This is a genomic window from Arcobacter sp. 15-2 (genome assembly GCF_047159865.1).
GTDB lineage: Bacteria > Campylobacterota > Campylobacteria > Campylobacterales > Arcobacteraceae > JAIOSF01.
In genome coordinates this window covers 566,001-582,278 of sequence record NZ_AP038804.1, presented here as the reverse complement: position 1 = coordinate 582,278, position 16,278 = coordinate 566,001, and the positions used below count along the sequence as shown (strand labels likewise).

Annotated in this window: 17 protein-coding genes and 1 rRNA gene; 17 read left to right on the top strand and 1 reads right to left on the bottom strand. The window is 30.8% G+C overall.

Features of this window, described 5'->3' with window-relative positions; genetic code table 11:
• The first annotated feature begins 12 nt into the window (after window positions 1-12).
• The 15 genes from pta to dnaK all read left to right on the top strand — a co-directional run bounded on the left by pta (window position 13) and on the right by dnaK (window position 13,305).
• Window positions 13-1,005, top strand: coding sequence for a phosphate acetyltransferase (pta, locus tag ACMCMH_RS03070; RefSeq protein ID WP_412726975.1), 993 nt, complete (start codon window positions 13-15; stop codon window positions 1,003-1,005).
• A gap of 11 nt (window positions 1,006-1,016) precedes the next feature.
• On the top strand, window positions 1,017-1,565 hold the full coding sequence (gene maf, locus ACMCMH_RS03065) for a septum formation inhibitor Maf (RefSeq protein WP_412726973.1): 549 nt from the start codon (window positions 1,017-1,019) through the stop codon (window positions 1,563-1,565).
• Between the two features lie 112 nt (window positions 1,566-1,677).
• Window positions 1,678-3,291 carry a lytic transglycosylase domain-containing protein gene (locus tag ACMCMH_RS03060; protein ID WP_412726971.1) on the top strand — a complete coding sequence of 538 codons (1,614 nt, stop codon included), beginning with the start codon at window positions 1,678-1,680 and terminating at the stop codon, window positions 3,289-3,291.
• Between the two features lie 84 nt (window positions 3,292-3,375).
• Window positions 3,376-4,146, top strand: a complete 771-nt coding sequence (locus ACMCMH_RS03055; protein ID WP_412726969.1) for an enoyl-ACP reductase — start codon at window positions 3,376-3,378, stop codon at window positions 4,144-4,146.
• Entirely contained in the window at window positions 4,146-4,712 is a 567-nt protein-coding gene (gene pgsA / locus ACMCMH_RS03050; RefSeq protein ID WP_412726967.1) for a CDP-diacylglycerol--glycerol-3-phosphate 3-phosphatidyltransferase, read from the top strand. The genes ACMCMH_RS03055 and pgsA overlap by 1 nt, the downstream gene beginning before the upstream one ends.
• Window positions 4,713-4,721: 9 nt before the next feature.
• Window positions 4,722-5,774 (top strand): RIP metalloprotease RseP, encoded by a 1,053-nt coding sequence (gene rseP, locus ACMCMH_RS03045; protein ID WP_412726965.1) that lies wholly within the window; start codon window positions 4,722-4,724, stop codon window positions 5,772-5,774.
• A 96-nt stretch (window positions 5,775-5,870) separates the two neighbouring features.
• On the top strand, window positions 5,871-6,083 hold the full coding sequence (locus ACMCMH_RS03040) for a hypothetical protein (RefSeq protein ID WP_412726963.1): 213 nt from the start codon (window positions 5,871-5,873) through the stop codon (window positions 6,081-6,083).
• 139 nt (window positions 6,084-6,222) lie between these two features.
• On the top strand, window positions 6,223-7,971 hold the full coding sequence (dsbD, locus tag ACMCMH_RS03035) for a protein-disulfide reductase DsbD (protein WP_412726961.1): 1,749 nt from the start codon (window positions 6,223-6,225) through the stop codon (window positions 7,969-7,971).
• 4 nt (window positions 7,972-7,975) lie between these two features.
• Entirely contained in the window at window positions 7,976-8,479 is a 504-nt protein-coding gene (locus tag ACMCMH_RS03030; RefSeq protein WP_412726959.1) for a MotA/TolQ/ExbB proton channel family protein, read from the top strand.
• Window positions 8,476-8,862, top strand: coding sequence for an ExbD/TolR family protein (locus tag ACMCMH_RS03025; RefSeq protein WP_412726957.1), 387 nt, complete (start codon window positions 8,476-8,478; stop codon window positions 8,860-8,862). The genes ACMCMH_RS03030 and ACMCMH_RS03025 overlap by 4 nt, the downstream gene beginning before the upstream one ends.
• A gap of 61 nt (window positions 8,863-8,923) precedes the next feature.
• Entirely contained in the window at window positions 8,924-9,208 is a 285-nt protein-coding gene (locus ACMCMH_RS03020) for a peptidylprolyl isomerase (RefSeq protein WP_412726955.1), read from the top strand.
• Between the two features lie 9 nt (window positions 9,209-9,217).
• The gene (locus ACMCMH_RS03015; protein WP_412726953.1) at window positions 9,218-9,724 is read left to right on the top strand and encodes a YajQ family cyclic di-GMP-binding protein; all 507 of its coding nucleotides are present in this window, start codon (window positions 9,218-9,220) and stop codon (window positions 9,722-9,724) included.
• Window positions 9,725-9,916: 192 nt separating this feature from the next.
• Window positions 9,917-10,720 carry a heat-shock protein gene (locus tag ACMCMH_RS03010; RefSeq protein ID WP_412726951.1) on the top strand — a complete coding sequence of 268 codons (804 nt, stop codon included), beginning with the start codon at window positions 9,917-9,919 and terminating at the stop codon, window positions 10,718-10,720.
• A gap of 1 nt (window position 10,721) precedes the next feature.
• Window positions 10,722-11,321, top strand: a complete 600-nt coding sequence (locus ACMCMH_RS03005; RefSeq protein WP_412726949.1) for a nucleotide exchange factor GrpE — start codon at window positions 10,722-10,724, stop codon at window positions 11,319-11,321.
• Window positions 11,322-11,409: 88 nt separating this feature from the next.
• Window positions 11,410-13,305, top strand: a complete 1,896-nt coding sequence (gene dnaK, locus ACMCMH_RS03000; RefSeq protein ID WP_412726947.1) for a molecular chaperone DnaK — start codon at window positions 11,410-11,412, stop codon at window positions 13,303-13,305.
• 63 nt (window positions 13,306-13,368) lie between these two features.
• Here dnaK and ACMCMH_RS02995 read toward each other — a convergent pair whose 3' ends face one another.
• Window positions 13,369-13,725, bottom strand: coding sequence for a hypothetical protein (locus ACMCMH_RS02995; RefSeq protein WP_412726945.1), 357 nt, complete (start codon window positions 13,723-13,725; stop codon window positions 13,369-13,371).
• A gap of 96 nt (window positions 13,726-13,821) precedes the next feature.
• On the opposite strand from ACMCMH_RS02995, the gene ACMCMH_RS02990 reads away from it, so the two are divergent.
• Window positions 13,822-14,148, top strand: a complete 327-nt coding sequence (locus tag ACMCMH_RS02990; protein WP_412726943.1) for a DUF309 domain-containing protein — start codon at window positions 13,822-13,824, stop codon at window positions 14,146-14,148.
• Between the two features lie 445 nt (window positions 14,149-14,593).
• A 16S ribosomal RNA gene (locus ACMCMH_RS02985) occupies window positions 14,594-16,111 on the top strand.
• Window positions 16,112-16,278: the final 167 nt, after the last annotated feature.

Genomic DNA, 16,278 nt, shown 5'->3' with positions numbered 1-16,278 from the left:
AAGGGTTAACACATGGGATTAATTGAAAATATCAAAGAGAAAGCAAAACTAGAACTAAGAACTATCGTACTTCCAGAGTCAGAAGATGAAAGAGTACTTTTAGCAACTCAGCAAGTATTAGAAGAAAAAACAGCAAATGTTGTTTTAATTGGTGATGAAGATACAATTAAAGCAGACGCTCTTAAATGTGGAGCAAATATAGAAGGTGCAACTATAGTGAACCCTAAATTTTCTGACAATTTAGAAGCGTATGTTGATGAATTAGTTGAACTAAGAAAGAAAAAAGGTTTAACAAAAGAGGAAGCTACAGAAATCATGACTACAGAGCCTAGATTTTTTGGTTGTATGATGGTAAGACTAGGTGATGCTGATGGTTTAGTTGCTGGTTCAAATTCTCCAACTGCTGATGTTTTAAGAGCTGCTATTCAAGTTATCAAAACTGCTCCAGGAATCAATACTGTTTCATCTACATTTGTAATGGAAACAGCTGATGGTAGTTTTGGAGACAATGGTCTTATCTTATTTGCAGATTGTGCTGTTAATCCAGAACCAAATGCTGAGCAATTAGCAGATATCGCTAGTGCTACAGCTGCTACTGCTTCTTCTGTTGTTGGTTTAGAGCCTAGAGTTGCCATGTTATCATTTTCTACAAAAGGATCTGCAAAACATCCATTAGTTGATAAAGTACAATATGCTTGTGATATTTTAGAAGAAAGAGGAGTTGATTTCTCTTTTGACGGTGAACTTCAAGCAGATGCAGCTATCGTAGATGCGATAGGAGCTAAAAAAGCACCAGGTTCAAAAGTAGCTGGTAAAGCAAATGTACTTGTATTCCCTGATTTACAGTCTGGAAACATTGGATACAAATTAGTTCAAAGATTTGCAGGAGCTGCTGCTCATGGACCAATCGTTCAAGGTTTAAGCAAACCAGTAAATGATTTATCAAGAGGGTGTTCAGTAGAAGATATTGCTAACCTTGTAGCTATTACAGCAACTCAAAAATAAGTTCAAATCTCTTGATTAGACTAGGATCCAATTCTAAAACAAGAGCTTTACTCCTTGAATCCCAAGGAGTAGAGTTTGTTCAACAAGGTGGAAACTTTGATGAAGAACAAATCACTACAACAAATCCAACACAATTTGTCGATATAGCAACAACTGGAAAATTTGATGAACTATATGAAAAATATGGTTGTGATGATATGCCATTGCTAGTAGCTGATACAGTAGTCACTGCCAATAATGAACTTTTACGAAAAGCAAAAGATCATGACGATGCAAGACGAATGTTAGAACTTCAAAGTGGAAATGAAGTCACTATAATTTCTTGTATGATTTTTAAATCAAAAGATACTTACATAAAAGATATCTCTCGAACAACATACCATTTTGAAAAATTCGATGAAGAAGATTTAAACGAATATATCACAAGTGGTGAGTGTATGGGAAAAGCAGGTGCTATAATGGTAGAAGGTTTTTGTAAACCATATATCAAAAGTGTAGATGGATATGAATCTACTGCAATGGGACTTTGTGTAGAAAAACTCTTACCTTATTTGAAATAATAATTAAATATATAAAAGATATAATGGTTTCAAACTAAAACATACTAATAAAAACTATTAGTATAGTATTAAAGTTTTTAATGTTAAGATTTGAAAAAATTCTAGGAATATTATGAAATTATTAATCTTATCTTTACTTATATTTGTGACAACACTTTTTGGATTTTCTGATGATAAAATAACAATGCAATGGCTAGAAAAACAGCCTAAAAGTTTTGCCAAAGATTTTTATATTTGGCGATATTTAAATAAAAACATCACAGCAGAAGAGTCAAATAAAGCACTTTCACAAGTAAGATATCTAAACAATCAAATACTTTATAGATACATTGACAAGTCGAAAGATGTCAATCTGCAAGAATACAAAAAATGTATGAGATCAAGCACAAAAAATTTATTGAATAAAGAAGCATATTGTATTGAAGCGGGACTTAGTACTTACGAAGCAACAAAGTTATCGAAAGTAAACCTTCGTAAAATAATCAAAAAATCAAAGAAAGAATATGCAGAATTTTCTAAAATACTAAAAATATTAGAGTCAGACACGCCATTTAAAATTTTAGAAAAAAGTAGCAAAGAAGTTTTTTTTGATACTTTTAATGAATGTGGTGGTGCATATCGTGTGAAAAACTTCAATCATTATTTTTCAGGTAAATTACTTACAAAGCTCAAAAAAGATAAAAAATTTAGGCAAACTATTAAACTCATTGTGACAAACTTAAATATGAGAAAAGCACAAATATCACTTTTAAAATTAAATCCAGAAGGATTAGATTACAAATCTACTTTTCATTTAGCAATTAATGCAATCAGACATAACAAAGAGCAATTGGCTTTAGTTTATTTAGAAAATGCTTATAACAAAGCATATTATCAAATGCAAAAAGACAATATTGTTTTTTGGCAATATCAACTTACTAAAGATAAAAAGTATTTAACTCTTTTATCTCAAAGTTGGGATGTAAATATTTATTCACTATATGCAAATGATATGCTCGGAACCAAACACAAAAATATTGTGTATACTTTAAAACAAAATAAAAATGTAGTTTCAAATTATGATATAAAAGATCCATTTAGCTGGTTAAAGATTTTATCAGAAAGTAAAAAAATGGATGATAAGAAGCTGAATAAATATCAAAATATGTTTACAACAAAAGAAACACTAGGTCACTTAGCTTTTGTAAAAGAGAGATATCATCGATATAAAAAATCATATTTTGTTATGCCTTATGAAAATTATTTGGAGGGGAGAAGTGTACATAGAAAATCTTTAGTTTATGCAATTGGAAGACAAGAGAGTAGATTTATACCAACTTCTATCTCATCTGCTTATGCTTTAGGTACTATGCAAATTATGCCATTTTTAAGTCGAGCAATTGCCAAAGAGTTAAAAGAGCCATATTATATAGATGAACAATTTGATGCCCAAACAAATTTAAAATATGCAAATCATCATTTGAACTATTTGGAGAAAAATCTAAAAAATCCTTTGTTTGTAGCTTATGCTTACAATGGAGGAATTGGTTTTACAAAAAGATTGTTAAAAGGTTCATTATTTAAAAAAGGTAAGTATGAACCATTTTTAAGTATGGAGCTTATACCTTATGATGAAACAAAAAAATATGGGAAAAAAGTTCTTGCAAATTATTTTGTATACAATAATTATATGAATAAAAAGAATAATACGGAGTTTAAAACACTTATAAATTCAATTGATAATTAATAAAAAAAGTAATTTAGCAAACTAAAAACTGATTTTAGCTATGATACGAAAAATTCAAGATTTAATATCACTACAGGAATAAGAATGTCAAATAAAACACTGGTAATTACAGGAGCAACTAAAGGTATTGGTAAAGCATGTGCTTATCGATTTGCAAAAGAGGGTATCAATATTGCTTTCACATATAACTCAAATGAAGAGATTGCAAAAGAGATAGCTGCTGATTTAGAATCAAAATATGGTATTACTGCTAAATATTACCCATACAATATTTTAGAGCCAGAAACTGCAAAAGAGCTTTTTTTAGAGATTGATAAAGACTTTGATACTATCGATTACTTTATTTCAAATGCGATGATATATGGTAGACCAGTTGTAGGTGGATATGGTAAATATATGAAACTTAAACCAAGAGGTTTAAATAATATTTATACAGCTACTGTTGATGCTTTTGTTTGTTGTTCACAACAAGCTGCAAAAAGAATGGATAAAAATGGTGGTGGAGCAATGGTATCTTTAAGCTCAACTGGAAATTTAGTTTATATAGAAAACTATGCAGGTCACGGTACAAATAAAGCTGCAGTTGAAGCGATGGTAAGGTATGCTGCAACTGAACTTGGTAGTATGAATATTAGAGTAAATGCCGTTTCAGGTGGACCAATTGATACAGATGCTTTAAAAGCATTTACAAACTATGAAGAGGTAGCTGCTAAAACTGCTGAACTTTCTCCATTAGGTAGAATGGGACAACCAGAAGATTTAGCATCGGCTTGTTATTTCTTATGTAGTGATGAAGCTTCTTGGATTACAGGTAGTACACTTCTTGTTGATGGTGGAACAACTTTCAAAAAATAATGCCAGAAAAAAATACTATAAAACAAAAAGAAAAAAATTTAAATTTACCGAACATCTTAGCAGCTTTTAGAATTCTGTTAGCTCCCTTGATGTTGTGGTTTATGGTAGATCAATCAAATCCTATTTTTGATGGATGGCATCCTAGCTGGTTTGATTATTTTGCTGGGCTTATTTTTGTGATAGCTTCTGTAACTGATTTTTTTGATGGTTACATTGCAAGAAGCTGGAATCAGATGACAAAACTTGGGAGTATTTTAGACCCTTTAGCCGATAAAATGTTAGTTTTGGCTGGTTTCATTGGTTTATTAGCGATGGATAGAGTAAGTGCTTTTGCTATATTTTTAATACTTTCAAGAGAATTTTTTATTACAGGTCTTCGCGTTGTTGCAGTTTCTGAAGGAAAATCAGTAGCTTCAACAATGGCAGGAAAAATAAAAACAGTTGTTCAGATGATTGCAATTGGTTTTTTAATTATGAATTGGCCATATGCAAGTGAGCTTTTGTGGTTTGCCGTATTTCTTACTCTTTACTCAGGATATGAGTATATAAGAGACTATTTAAAATAAGGAAGAAACTTGGGTTTTATAACTTTTCTGATTGTATTATCAATCTTAGTCTTCATTCATGAATTAGGTCATTTTACAGTTGCACGACTTTTAGGTGTAAAAGTATATGTATTTTCTATAGGGTTTGGAAAAAAATTAATCTCTAAGCAATGGAAAGGGACAGAATGGTCTTTTTCTATGATACCTTTAGGTGGATATGTAAAGATGAAAGGTCAAGAGGACTTAAATCCTGCCTTAGCAAATAATGATAGTGATAGCTACAATGTAAAAACACCATTTCAAAGAATACTTATCTTATTAGCGGGTCCTTTTGCAAATTTTTTATTGGCGTTTGTATTATACATAGGGATAGGACTATTAGGAAATAATCATCTTTCACCTACTATTGGCAAAGTGATAGAAAATTCACCTGCACAAAAAGCAGGTTTGATGAAAAATGATAAAATTTTAAAAATCAATAATGAAGAGATCAAAACTTGGGATGATTTAAGTCATATTATTAAAGACTCCAATAAAGCACTACACTTTACAGTTAGTAGAGATAATGAAGTAAAATCATTTATGATTTTTCCAAAAATGAGTAATTCTGAAAATATATTTAAAGAAAAAATTAAAAAAAGGATGATAGGGATTGCACCAGCGCCTAAAGTTGTAACAATTTTTTATTCGCCATTAGAATCTATCTCATTTGCTTATGATAAAACAATAGAATCTAGTAAAATGATATTTTTAGGAGTACAGAAACTGATCCAAGGAATTGTTCCTAGTAGTGAAATAGGTGGAGTGATTAGTATCGGTACAGTGATATCTGATGCAAGTCAGTCTAGTTTTGTTGCTTTATTAACTATTATGGCTTTGATTTCTGTGAATTTAGGTGTTTTAAATCTCTTACCAATACCGGCACTTGATGGTGGACATATTATGTTTAATCTTTATGAGATGATTACAAAAAGAAAACCAAGTGATAAGGTACTTATAGCACTTACAGCAGCTGGTTGGGCAATTTTATTAGGTCTTATGTCTTTGGGTGTTTATAATGATATTATGAGATTACTTCAGTAATATCTCTTTTGAAAAATTTACTTCTTATTTTTTAATTGAATTTAATACTATTAAGAGTATCATTAATACATTAAAATAAATATTAAAGGAAACAAAATGTCAACTACAACAGAAATAGAAAAAATCGCATTAGCAAATACAAAAAAAGGTGTTATAAGTGTTTCTCATATAACAGAACCTTATGGTGCAGGAAGTGGTGATGTTACAAGTATTGGTATTTCATTAACAGGTAAAGAACCTGAATGGAAAGTACATATTCCAAAAGAAAATGTTGATGCTCTAATTGCAGCTTTAGAAAAATCTAAATAATAAAATTTTACAAGTAAAGTGTTTATCTTATGCACTTTACTTGAGTATCTAAAATAATTAAATAAACTACCCTTATCTATTCATAGAATCTTAATCTAAATCTGTTATCATAAAGCCAAATTTCTATTGGAGTAAACAGATGAAAAAAATCTTATTATTAGTATTGTTTATAGTATCACTATTTGCAAATGAAAATGATTTTCTAGAACCAAGTGAGGCGTTTAAAACCTCAATTACAAAGGCTGAAAAAGGTCTTGAAATAAATATTAAATTAGATAAAACAATATATTTGTATGATGAATTTTTACAAGTACTGATTGTACCACAAAATATAGACATAACTAAAGAACTAGAGTTTCCAAAACCTGTGACTTATGATGGTTTTGTTGTTCATTTTGATGGTTTGAAAATTGATGTACCTTATAGTTTGATAGAAGAAAAAATTGGAAAAGAATCTTTTGAATTACAATTTAACTATCAAGGTTGTTCTAAAGCAGGTCTTTGTTACTCTCCAATGACAGAGTCAATTAAAATTGATAATGGTATAAATCCTACGAAAACACAAAAAGAGACAACAACTAAAAATATTGAAATAGAAACTGAAAAAGTTGATATGTCAGCAAATGAAACAGATACAATTACTCAAACTTTAAAAGACGGAAGTATTATACTTGTATTGGCTACTTTTTTTGGATTTGGACTTTTGCTCTCATTAACTCCTTGTATTTTTCCAATGATTCCTATTTTATCAAGTATCATAGTTCAACAGTCAAATAAAGAAGGTGGTAAAATGTCTGCATCGAAAGGATTGTTTTTATCAATTGTATATGTACTATCTATGAGTGTAGCATATACAATTGCAGGAGTACTAGCAGGTTTATTTGGAGCAAATCTTCAAGCTATGTTGCAAGATCCTTTAGTTATAACAATCTTTGCAGGTATTTTTATACTTTTAGCATTTTCAATGTTTGGTTATTTTGAGATAGGACTACCTCAAAGTTGGCAAACTAAATTAAATAAAACAAGTGAAAATAGTAGTAAAAGCGGTGGAGTAGCTGGTGTTGCTGTGATGGGATTCTTTTCTGCACTTATTGTAGGGCCTTGTGTAGCACCACCTTTAGCAGGAGCTTTAGTGTATATTGGTCAAACAGGTGATGCATTTTTAGGTGGAGCTGCTTTATTTGTAATGAGTATTGGTATGGGACTTCCTTTGCTTGCCATTGGAGTAGGCGCTGGAAAATATATGCCAAAGCCTGGTGGATGGATGGAAACTGTAACAAAAATATTTGGAATAGTGATGTTAGCTATTGCATTATGGATGTTAGAAAGAATTATCCCTTCTATCGCTTTTATGTTTTTAAGTTCATTTCTATTATTAGGAACAGCTATATATTTAAAAGTATTTGAAAATATTCTTGTAAAACTTATCACGACTATTATTTTTATTTATGGTGTTATTGTCTTTACAGGTGCAGTAAGTGGTTCAACCAATGTTTTGGATCCATTAGAGAATTTTAAAGGTGGTGCCTCTGTAGCCAAGAAAGATAAACTTGATTGGTTGTATGTAACAAATATAAGAGAGTTAGAAGATGTTGTAAAAAAATCTTCAAAACCTGTGATGATTGATTTTTGGGCAACTTGGTGCGTGAGTTGTAAAGAGTTTGACAACATCACTTTCAAAGATCCAAAAGTTCTTGAAGTACTTTCATCTTACCAACTTGTTAAAATAGATGTAACAAAAAATACGAGTAATGATAAAGAATTAATGAAAAAATTTAATCTTTTTGGTCCACCTGCTATGATTTTTTATGAAAATGGAAAAGAGAGAGTTTCTCAAAGAATTATTGGCTTTAAAAATGCAGAAGACTTTTTAGAAAATTTGAAGTAAAAATATGGAGTTATTTATTTACATTGAGCGTGGTGGAATTATTGTTAATATTTTAATATTTATGAATATTATAGGGATTACAATTATGTTATGGAAAAGTTTTGTCTTTTTCATAACAAATCAAAATATAAATACAGTTGCAAATGAAATTATCAGTGAATTAAAATTAACACAAAACTATGAATTAGCTCAAATTAAATCAAGCATCGCTTTAAAAGTAAATAATATCGAAGTTGGATTAAATACTATTAAAATTATTGCTTCTTTGTCCCCTTTAATTGGTTTATTGGGTACAGTTATAGGTATCTTAAACTCTTTTGATAGTATTAGCCATTTAGGTTTGGGAGATCCTACTGTTTTTTCAAGTGGTATTAGTATTGCTCTTATTACAACAGTCGCTGGACTTATTGTTGCTATTCCCCATTATATCGGATATAACTATTTTATAGGTAGTTTAGATAAAATGGAAATAAAATTAGAAAAAGTAGTATTAGATAAAATTCAATGAGAAAGAATAGAACACCATTAACTCCAGATATTACTCCACTTATTGATATCGTTTTTATATTATTAATATTTTTTATAGTAAGTTCTGTATTTAAAAAAGAGGAACTTGCCTTAAATTTAGAGTTGCCAAATGCAAGTGCAAAAGAATTAGAAGTGGAAATAAAACAATTAACAGTAGAACTTTCAACAAATAGTTTAGCTTATTTAGGGCAAAAGGTAAGTTTTGAGAATTTTGATAAACAACTTTCAAATTCAATAGAACATGGCAAACCTGTGATAGTGAGAATTGATAAAGATGTACAATACGAAAGAGTTGTAAAGGTTTTGGATATTTTGCAGAAATATTCATTTCATAATTTATCATTAGTAACAAAAAGTGAATAATTATATTTAATAAAATATTATATTAAATAGGTATAATGTACAAAAATAAAAAGGATAAGAAATGGCAACAGCAACAGCAAGACATATATTAGTAGAAGATGAACAAGTTTGTAAAGACTTGAAAACACAAATAGAAAACGGAGATACAACTTTCGAAGAAGCAGCACAATCATACTCTCAATGTCCATCTGGAAATGAAGGTGGAAGTTTAGGTTCATTTGGTCAGGGTGCTATGGTTCCTGAATTTGATAAAGTTGTATTTAACGATGAAGTTGGTGTGGTTCATGGTCCAGTTCAAACACAATTTGGATACCACTTATTAGAAGTAACTTCTAGACAAGACTAGGTAACTTTTATGGCAAAGTCAAAAGAACATAGTTTTGATATATCTGCAAAGTTAGATATGCAAGAGATGAAAAATGCCATTGTTCAAGCCCAAAAAGAAGTTGATAATCGTTACGATTTTAAGGGTCTAACAAAAGAGATTGATTTAAATATGGGTGCAAAAGTATTAACTTTATTAAGCGACAGTGATAATAAAGTTGATGCAATGAAAGATATTCTAATCTCTAAAATGAACAAACGAGGTGTATCTATAAATTCTCTTGAAGAATTAAAAAGTGAAGATGCAAGTGGAAATAATAGAAAATTTTCATATAAGATAGTTGATACTATTGAAGCAGACGAAGCGAAAATTATTCAAAAAGAGATTAAAAATTTGAAACTTAAAGTAACAGCTACAAATCAAGGTGAAGAGATCCGTGTAAGTGGAAAAAATCTTGATGATTTACAAAAAGTGATGAAACATTTAAAAACATTAGAAGACTTAAAAGCTCCATTAGTTTTCGATAATTTTCGATAATAAAAATATAACTGCTAAATTAATTTAGTAGTTATACTTACCTTAAAAAATAATACTAAATTAGCACTTAACTCTAAAAACTGCTAAAAAATATAATAATTATAAAATATACTTGACATTTATAGACTCATTTGCTATAATTTTATTAGCACTTAAAGATTTATAGTGCCAAATTAAGAAAAATGGTATACAATGATTAATAAAAAAGAGTTTTTATTGGATTCTATTATAAGAGCATATATTGAACATTTAGAACCAATTGGTTCTGGACAATTAAAATCTATGTATGATATAGCTTATTCACCTGCAACTATTAGAGGATACTTTAAAAAGTTAGGAGATGAGGGTTATCTTGCTCAAGAACATGCAAGTAGTGGGAGAACTCCTACAACTGAAGCATTAAAAGAATATTGGTCAAGTAGATTAAATATTAGACTTGATATTGTTAATTATAATAGATTGAATTTACAAGCTAAAGAGATTGGGCTGACTGTTTTTTTAAAAGAGCAGCAAATAGAGGTTTTACATAGAGTTTTAAATATTGAAAATCTTTATCTGCTTTTAGAATTTAGTACATTTTCAATTACTATTAAATATAACAATGCATTAGATAAATTTTTAAATGATATGTGTGACTTGGAAGCTTTTAATGTTTTGGAAATTGCAAAACAAGTTGGAGCAACGGAACTATTTGTAGAACTTGAGAAATACCTTTTCAATAGAGATTTTGAAATAATAAATATAAAAGAGTTTTTACGACTTTGTGTTGATTATGATTTGGATGAGATTGATATAAGTAAATTTCTTAATGGAAATATAATGGATAGAATTGATCCTAATATATATTTTCATGGAAGTGAAGGATTAAACCAAATATTACCACATGGTTATATTGGAATAGTTCATGAAGTAATAATAAATGAGAAAAAATTCAAAATGTTAGTAATTGGTGAGTTATCCAAAGATTACGAATATTTTTACAAAGGAATTATATAAAATGAGTACAGAAGAAAATAAAGAAAACATTGAAACTGAAACAGTTGAAGAAGTAGAAAATGTAGAGGTTGAAGAAATTTCTAAAACAGAAGTAACAGATGAGGAAAAATTCGCATCATTAGATGAAGAATTCAAAGCAAAAATGGAAGCAAAAGTTGCAGATGCAGAAGCTAGAGCAAAAGAAGCAGAAGATAAGTTTTTAAGAACACATGCTGATTTTGAAAATATTAAAAAAAGACTTGAAAAAGAAAAGTACAATGCAATTGATTACGCAAGTGAAAAATTTGCTAAAGATTTATTAGCTCCAATAGATGCTATGCAAATGGCTATGTTAAGTGCAAATGGTGATATTGAAGCAGAAGTTCTTGTTGAAAAATTAAAAGAGGGTTTTGAACTTACAGTAAAAGCATTTAATAAAGCATTTGAAAAACATGATATCACTGAAGTTGAGTATGATGAGTTTAATCCAGATTATCATAATGCTGTACAACAAGTTCCAAGTGAAGATGTAGAATCAGGACAAATTGTTATGGTGATGCAAAAAGGGTATAAATTTAAAGATAGACTTTTAAGAGAAGCGATGGTAAGTGTAGCTAGCTAGATAGTTATAAATCAAATAAAATGACCGCAATGTCAAAAAACTATTAATGAAAGAAATAAAAATAAAATTTTAATAATAAGGAAAAAAAATGAGTAAAGTAATAGGGATAGATTTAGGAACAACAAACTCTTGTGTAGCAGTATACGAAGGTGGAGAAGCTAAAATTATATCAAATAAAGAGGGTAAAAATACAACACCTTCAATTGTTGCATTCACAGATAAAGGTGATGTATTAGTTGGTGATCCTGCAAAAAGACAAGCGATTACAAACCCTGAAAAAACTATCTATTCGATCAAAAGAATTATGGGTCTTATGATGGATGAAGAGCATGCAAAAGATGCTATGGATAAAGTAGGGTACAAAATCGTAAATAGAAATGGAGCAGCGGCTGTTGAAATTGATGGTAAAACATACACACCACAAGAGATCTCTGCAAAGATTTTAACAAAATTAAAAACAGATGCTGAAGCTTATCTTGGTACTACTGTAACAGATGCTGTTATTACAGTTCCTGCATATTTCAATGATGCACAAAGAAAAGCAACTCAAGAAGCTGGTACTATTGCAGGTCTAAATGTTTTAAGAATTATCAATGAGCCAACAGCAGCTGCACTTGCTTATGGTTTAGATAAAAAAGGTGAAGAGAAAGTTATCGTTTATGATTTAGGTGGTGGTACATTTGATGTTACAGTGCTTGAAATTGGTGATGGTACATTTGAAGTACTTTCAACAGATGGAAATGCTTTCTTAGGTGGAGATGATTTTGATAATAGAATTATTGATTGGTTAGCAGATGATTTCCAAGCAGAGTTTGGAATTGATTTAAGAGCTGATAAAATGGCACATCAAAGACTTAAAGATGAAGCTGAAAAAGCGAAAAAAGAGTTAAGTGCTACTGCTGAAACAGAAATTAACTTGCCATTTATCACTGCTGATGCAACAGGACCAAAACACTTAGTAAAATCTTTAACAAGAGCAAAATTTGAGTCTATGACTGATGATTTAGTTTCTGAAACATTAGCGCACATAAAAACAGCTATGAATGATGCGGGCTTAGATAATGATGAGATTAATGAAGTGATTATGGTTGGTGGATCTACAAGAATTCCAAAAGCACAACAAGTTGTTAAAGAGTATTTTGGAAAAGAGTTAAATAACTCAGTAAATCCTGATGAAGTTGTTGCTGCTGGTGCTGCTATCCAAGGTGGAGTTTTAAAAGGTGATGTAAAAGATGTACTTTTATTAGATGTTACTCCTTTATCACTTGGACTTGAAACTTTAGGTGGAGTTATGACTAAACTTATTGAAAAAGGAACAACAATTCCTGTTAAAAAATCACAAGTTTTCTCAACAGCTCAAGATAATCAACCAGCTGTTTCTATTATGGTTGGACAAGGTGAGAGAGAATTTGCTAAAGATAATAAATCATTAGGTCAATTTGAACTTTCTGATATTCCTGCAGCTCCTAGAGGTGTACCTCAAATTGAAGTAACATTTGATATTGATGCAAATGGTGTTTTAAATGTATCTGCTAAAGATAAAGGTACTGGTAAAGAAAACAAAATTACTATCTCTGGTTCATCTGGACTTTCTGATGATGAGATCGAAAAAATGGTAAATGAAGCTGAAGCTAATAAAGAAGCTGATGAAAAGAAAAAAGAATTAATTGAAACTAAAAACCAAGCAGAAGCTATGCTTCATTCAACTAAAAAATCTTTAGAAGAAAATAAAGGTGTAGTTTCTGAAGAAGAAGAGCAAGCAATTGTTGATGCGGCAGCAGAACTTGAAGAGTTATTAAAAGATGAATCTGCTACTAAAGAGCAAATTGAAGAATCACTTAAAAAACTTACAGAAGTTTCTCATAAATTAGCAGAAGCAATGTACAAAAAAGAGGGTGGAGATCCTGCAGCTACTGGTGCTAATCCTGCTGATGCAAAAAAGAAAAAAGATGATGATGACATCATTGATGCAGAAGTTGAATAATTAGAACTATTCAACTTAAGAAAAGAAGGGGAGCGAAACCAGCTCCCCTTTTTTTATGTAACATTATATTAGATTATTAAATTTCAAACTATGTTTTACATCTGCATCATTAAAGGCCATGAGCTTAGCAATGATATCTTGTGAAATTGTTCTATTGTGAGCAATTGCAATATTGTATATTTTATCATCCAAATTAATAAATTTCTCTATTTTAGTTTTTGAACAATTTTCATTTCTCAATAAATTTATATTAACACTGTCAATATTTTGTAAAAAAAGATAGTCTATTTGTGATTGTGTTAGATGTGGATTTCCAGATAAATAAATATATTCGATATCAGATAATGACGAATTTATAATTTGAATAAATATCTCATTTGTTAATAGTATTGATTTTAATTTTTCTTGACCTATATTCATAAAACGATACTAACAAATAGTGTTTAAAATAAGTTTAAAATATTTACATTGAATAGATAGTTTAATTTTTATTCTTATTTAAATAGCTAAAATTAGATGATGAAAGAGATAGAAGAATTTAAACAACTTGTTAATGAAAAATTATATTATGATGCACATGAAACTTTAGAAGAATTATGGTTTCCAATTAGAAAAATGAAAAATAATTATTGTTTAGTATTAAAAGGTTTTATAAATGCAGCAGTCAGTTTAGAATTATATAAACGAAATAAAATTACACAAAGTAAAAAAATCTATTTAGTTTATCTAAAATATGTTACTGATAAAAGAATAAATTGTTGTGATCATAAAGAAGAACTAAAAAAGTTAAAAGTTTTTATAGATATATACTTTAAAACTTTAGAAAACAGTCATAAATTATAGTGTTTGACTATAAATAAAAAATATTTTTAAAATTTAAGTTATATTTAATAATAAACCCTTGACAAAGAGAAATAAATCTATTATAATTCGCGTCCAATAACAGTAAAACACTTACTTAAATGTTTAAGTAAAGAGAAAATGTTATTAAAATGATCTTTAAAAAATATAATGTTGATAAATAAATCAAGTTTAAAAGAATTATGAGAGTAATTTTTATAAACTAGATACAAGAAGAATAATAGAGTTTTATATATAGTTTACTATATATATAATAATATAAACTTCGTCTATAAACTTAGAGTTTTCCGAGAGATGAATAATCTCTCTTTAATCTGAAAACACTAATAATATAATTAAGTCTTTAACTAGACTTAGTGATTTTTAGGTAAATACTTAAAAGTCAAGATTAAACACCAAAGTATAAAAGCGTAAGCTTTTATATTTATTTATGGAGAGTTTGATCCTGGCTCAGAGTGAACGCTGGCGGCGTGCCTAACACATGCAAGTCGAACGAGAACGGATATTAGCTTGCTAATATTGTCAGCTAAGTGGCGCACGGGTGAGTAATATATAGTTAACCTGCCCCAAAGAAGAGAATAATTGTTGGAAACGACTTGTAATGCTCTATATGCCTTTATTACATAAGTAAGCAAGGGAAATATTTATAGCTTTGGGATGGGACTGTACGGTATCAGTTAGTTGGTGAGGTAATGGCTCACCAAGACAATGACGCCTAACTGGTTTGAGAGGATGATCAGTCACACTGGAACTGAGACACGGTCCAGACTCCTACGGGAGGCAGCAGTGGGGAATATTGCACAATGGAGGAAACTCTGATGCAGCAACGCCGCGTGGAGGATGACACATTTCGGTGCGTAAACTCCTTTTATATGAGAAGATAATGACGGTATCATATGAATAAGCACCGGCTAACTCCGTGCCAGCAGCCGCGGTAATACGGGGGGTGCAAGCGTTACTCGGAATCACTGGGCGTAAAGAGCATGTAGGCTGGTTTGTAAGTTGGAAGTGAAATCCTATGGCTTAACCATAGAACTGCTTCCAAAACTGCAGACCTAGAATATGGGAGAGGTAGATGGAATTTCTGGTGTAGGGGTAAAATCCGTAGAGATCAGAAGGAATACCGATTGCGAAGGCGATCTACTGGAACATTATTGACGCTGAGATGCGAAAGCGTGGGGAGCAAACAGGATTAGATACCCTGGTAGTCCACGCCCTAAACGATGCACACTAGTTGTTGCTATGCTAGACATAGCAGTAATGCAGTTAACACAGTAAGTGTGCCGCCTGGGGAGTACGGTCGCAAGATTAAAACTCAAAGGAATAGACGGGGACCCGCACAAGCGGTGGAGCATGTGGTTTAATTCGACGATACGCGAAGAACCTTACCTGGCCTTGACATAATAAGAATCTTTTAGAGATAGAAGAGTGCTAGTTTACTAGAGCTTATATACAGGTGCTGCACGGCTGTCGTCAGCTCGTGTCGTGAGATGTTGGGTTAAGTCCCGCAACGAGCGCAACCCTCGTGTTTAGTTACTAACAGTTCGGCTGAGGACTCTAGACAGACTGCCTGGGTAACCAGGAGGAAGGTGAGGACGACGTCAAGTCATCATGGCCCTTACGGCCAGGGCTACACACGTGCTACAATGGGGTATACAAAGAGCAGCGATACTGTGAAGTGGAGCAAATCTCATAAAATATCTCCCAGTTCGGATAGTAGTCTGCAACTCGACTACTTGAAGTTGGAATCGCTAGTAATCGTAGATCAGCAATGCTACGGTGAATACGTTCCCGGGTCTTGTACTCACCGCCCGTCACACCATGGGAATTGAATTCATTCGAAGCGGGGATGCTAAAATAGCTACCTTCCACAGTGGATTTAGTAACTAGGGTGAAGTCGTAACAAGGTAACCGTAGGAGAACCTGCGGTTGGATCACCTCCTTTCAAAGATATAATTAATCATTCGTTTGATTAATCATTAGAAAATAAGTTGTTCAAAGCAACAAATTCAAGTAAACAAAGTTTACTTGGAGACGAAGAGTCTTGTATCTAGTTTATAAAGATTATAATAATCTTTAAATTATAAATATTTATTAACAAACAAATAGGTC

Excerpts from the sequence above, each read along its gene's own strand:
- ACMCMH_RS02990 (WP_412726943.1), top strand. The coding sequence starts at position 13,822 with ATGATGAAAGAGATAGAAGAATTTAAACAACTTGTTAATGAAAAATTA.
- dsbD (WP_412726961.1), top strand. The coding sequence starts at position 6,223 with ATGAAAAAAATCTTATTATTAGTATTGTTTATAGTATCACTATTTGCA.
- ACMCMH_RS02995 (WP_412726945.1), bottom strand. The coding sequence starts at position 13,725 with ATGAATATAGGTCAAGAAAAATTAAAATCAATACTATTAACAAATGAG.
- dnaK (WP_412726947.1), top strand. The coding sequence starts at position 11,410 with ATGAGTAAAGTAATAGGGATAGATTTAGGAACAACAAACTCTTGTGTA.
- ACMCMH_RS03030 (WP_412726959.1), top strand. The coding sequence starts at position 7,976 with ATGGAGTTATTTATTTACATTGAGCGTGGTGGAATTATTGTTAATATT.
- pta (WP_412726975.1), top strand. The coding sequence starts at position 13 with ATGGGATTAATTGAAAATATCAAAGAGAAAGCAAAACTAGAACTAAGA.
- ACMCMH_RS03040 (WP_412726963.1), top strand. The coding sequence starts at position 5,871 with ATGTCAACTACAACAGAAATAGAAAAAATCGCATTAGCAAATACAAAA.
- ACMCMH_RS03055 (WP_412726969.1), top strand. The coding sequence starts at position 3,376 with ATGTCAAATAAAACACTGGTAATTACAGGAGCAACTAAAGGTATTGGT.
- pgsA (WP_412726967.1), top strand. The coding sequence starts at position 4,146 with ATGCCAGAAAAAAATACTATAAAACAAAAAGAAAAAAATTTAAATTTA.
- ACMCMH_RS03020 (WP_412726955.1), top strand. The coding sequence starts at position 8,924 with ATGGCAACAGCAACAGCAAGACATATATTAGTAGAAGATGAACAAGTT.
- ACMCMH_RS03060 (WP_412726971.1), top strand. The coding sequence starts at position 1,678 with ATGAAATTATTAATCTTATCTTTACTTATATTTGTGACAACACTTTTT.
- ACMCMH_RS03015 (WP_412726953.1), top strand. The coding sequence starts at position 9,218 with ATGGCAAAGTCAAAAGAACATAGTTTTGATATATCTGCAAAGTTAGAT.
- ACMCMH_RS03005 (WP_412726949.1), top strand. The coding sequence starts at position 10,722 with ATGAGTACAGAAGAAAATAAAGAAAACATTGAAACTGAAACAGTTGAA.
- ACMCMH_RS03010 (WP_412726951.1), top strand. The coding sequence starts at position 9,917 with ATGATTAATAAAAAAGAGTTTTTATTGGATTCTATTATAAGAGCATAT.
- ACMCMH_RS03025 (WP_412726957.1), top strand. The coding sequence starts at position 8,476 with ATGAGAAAGAATAGAACACCATTAACTCCAGATATTACTCCACTTATT.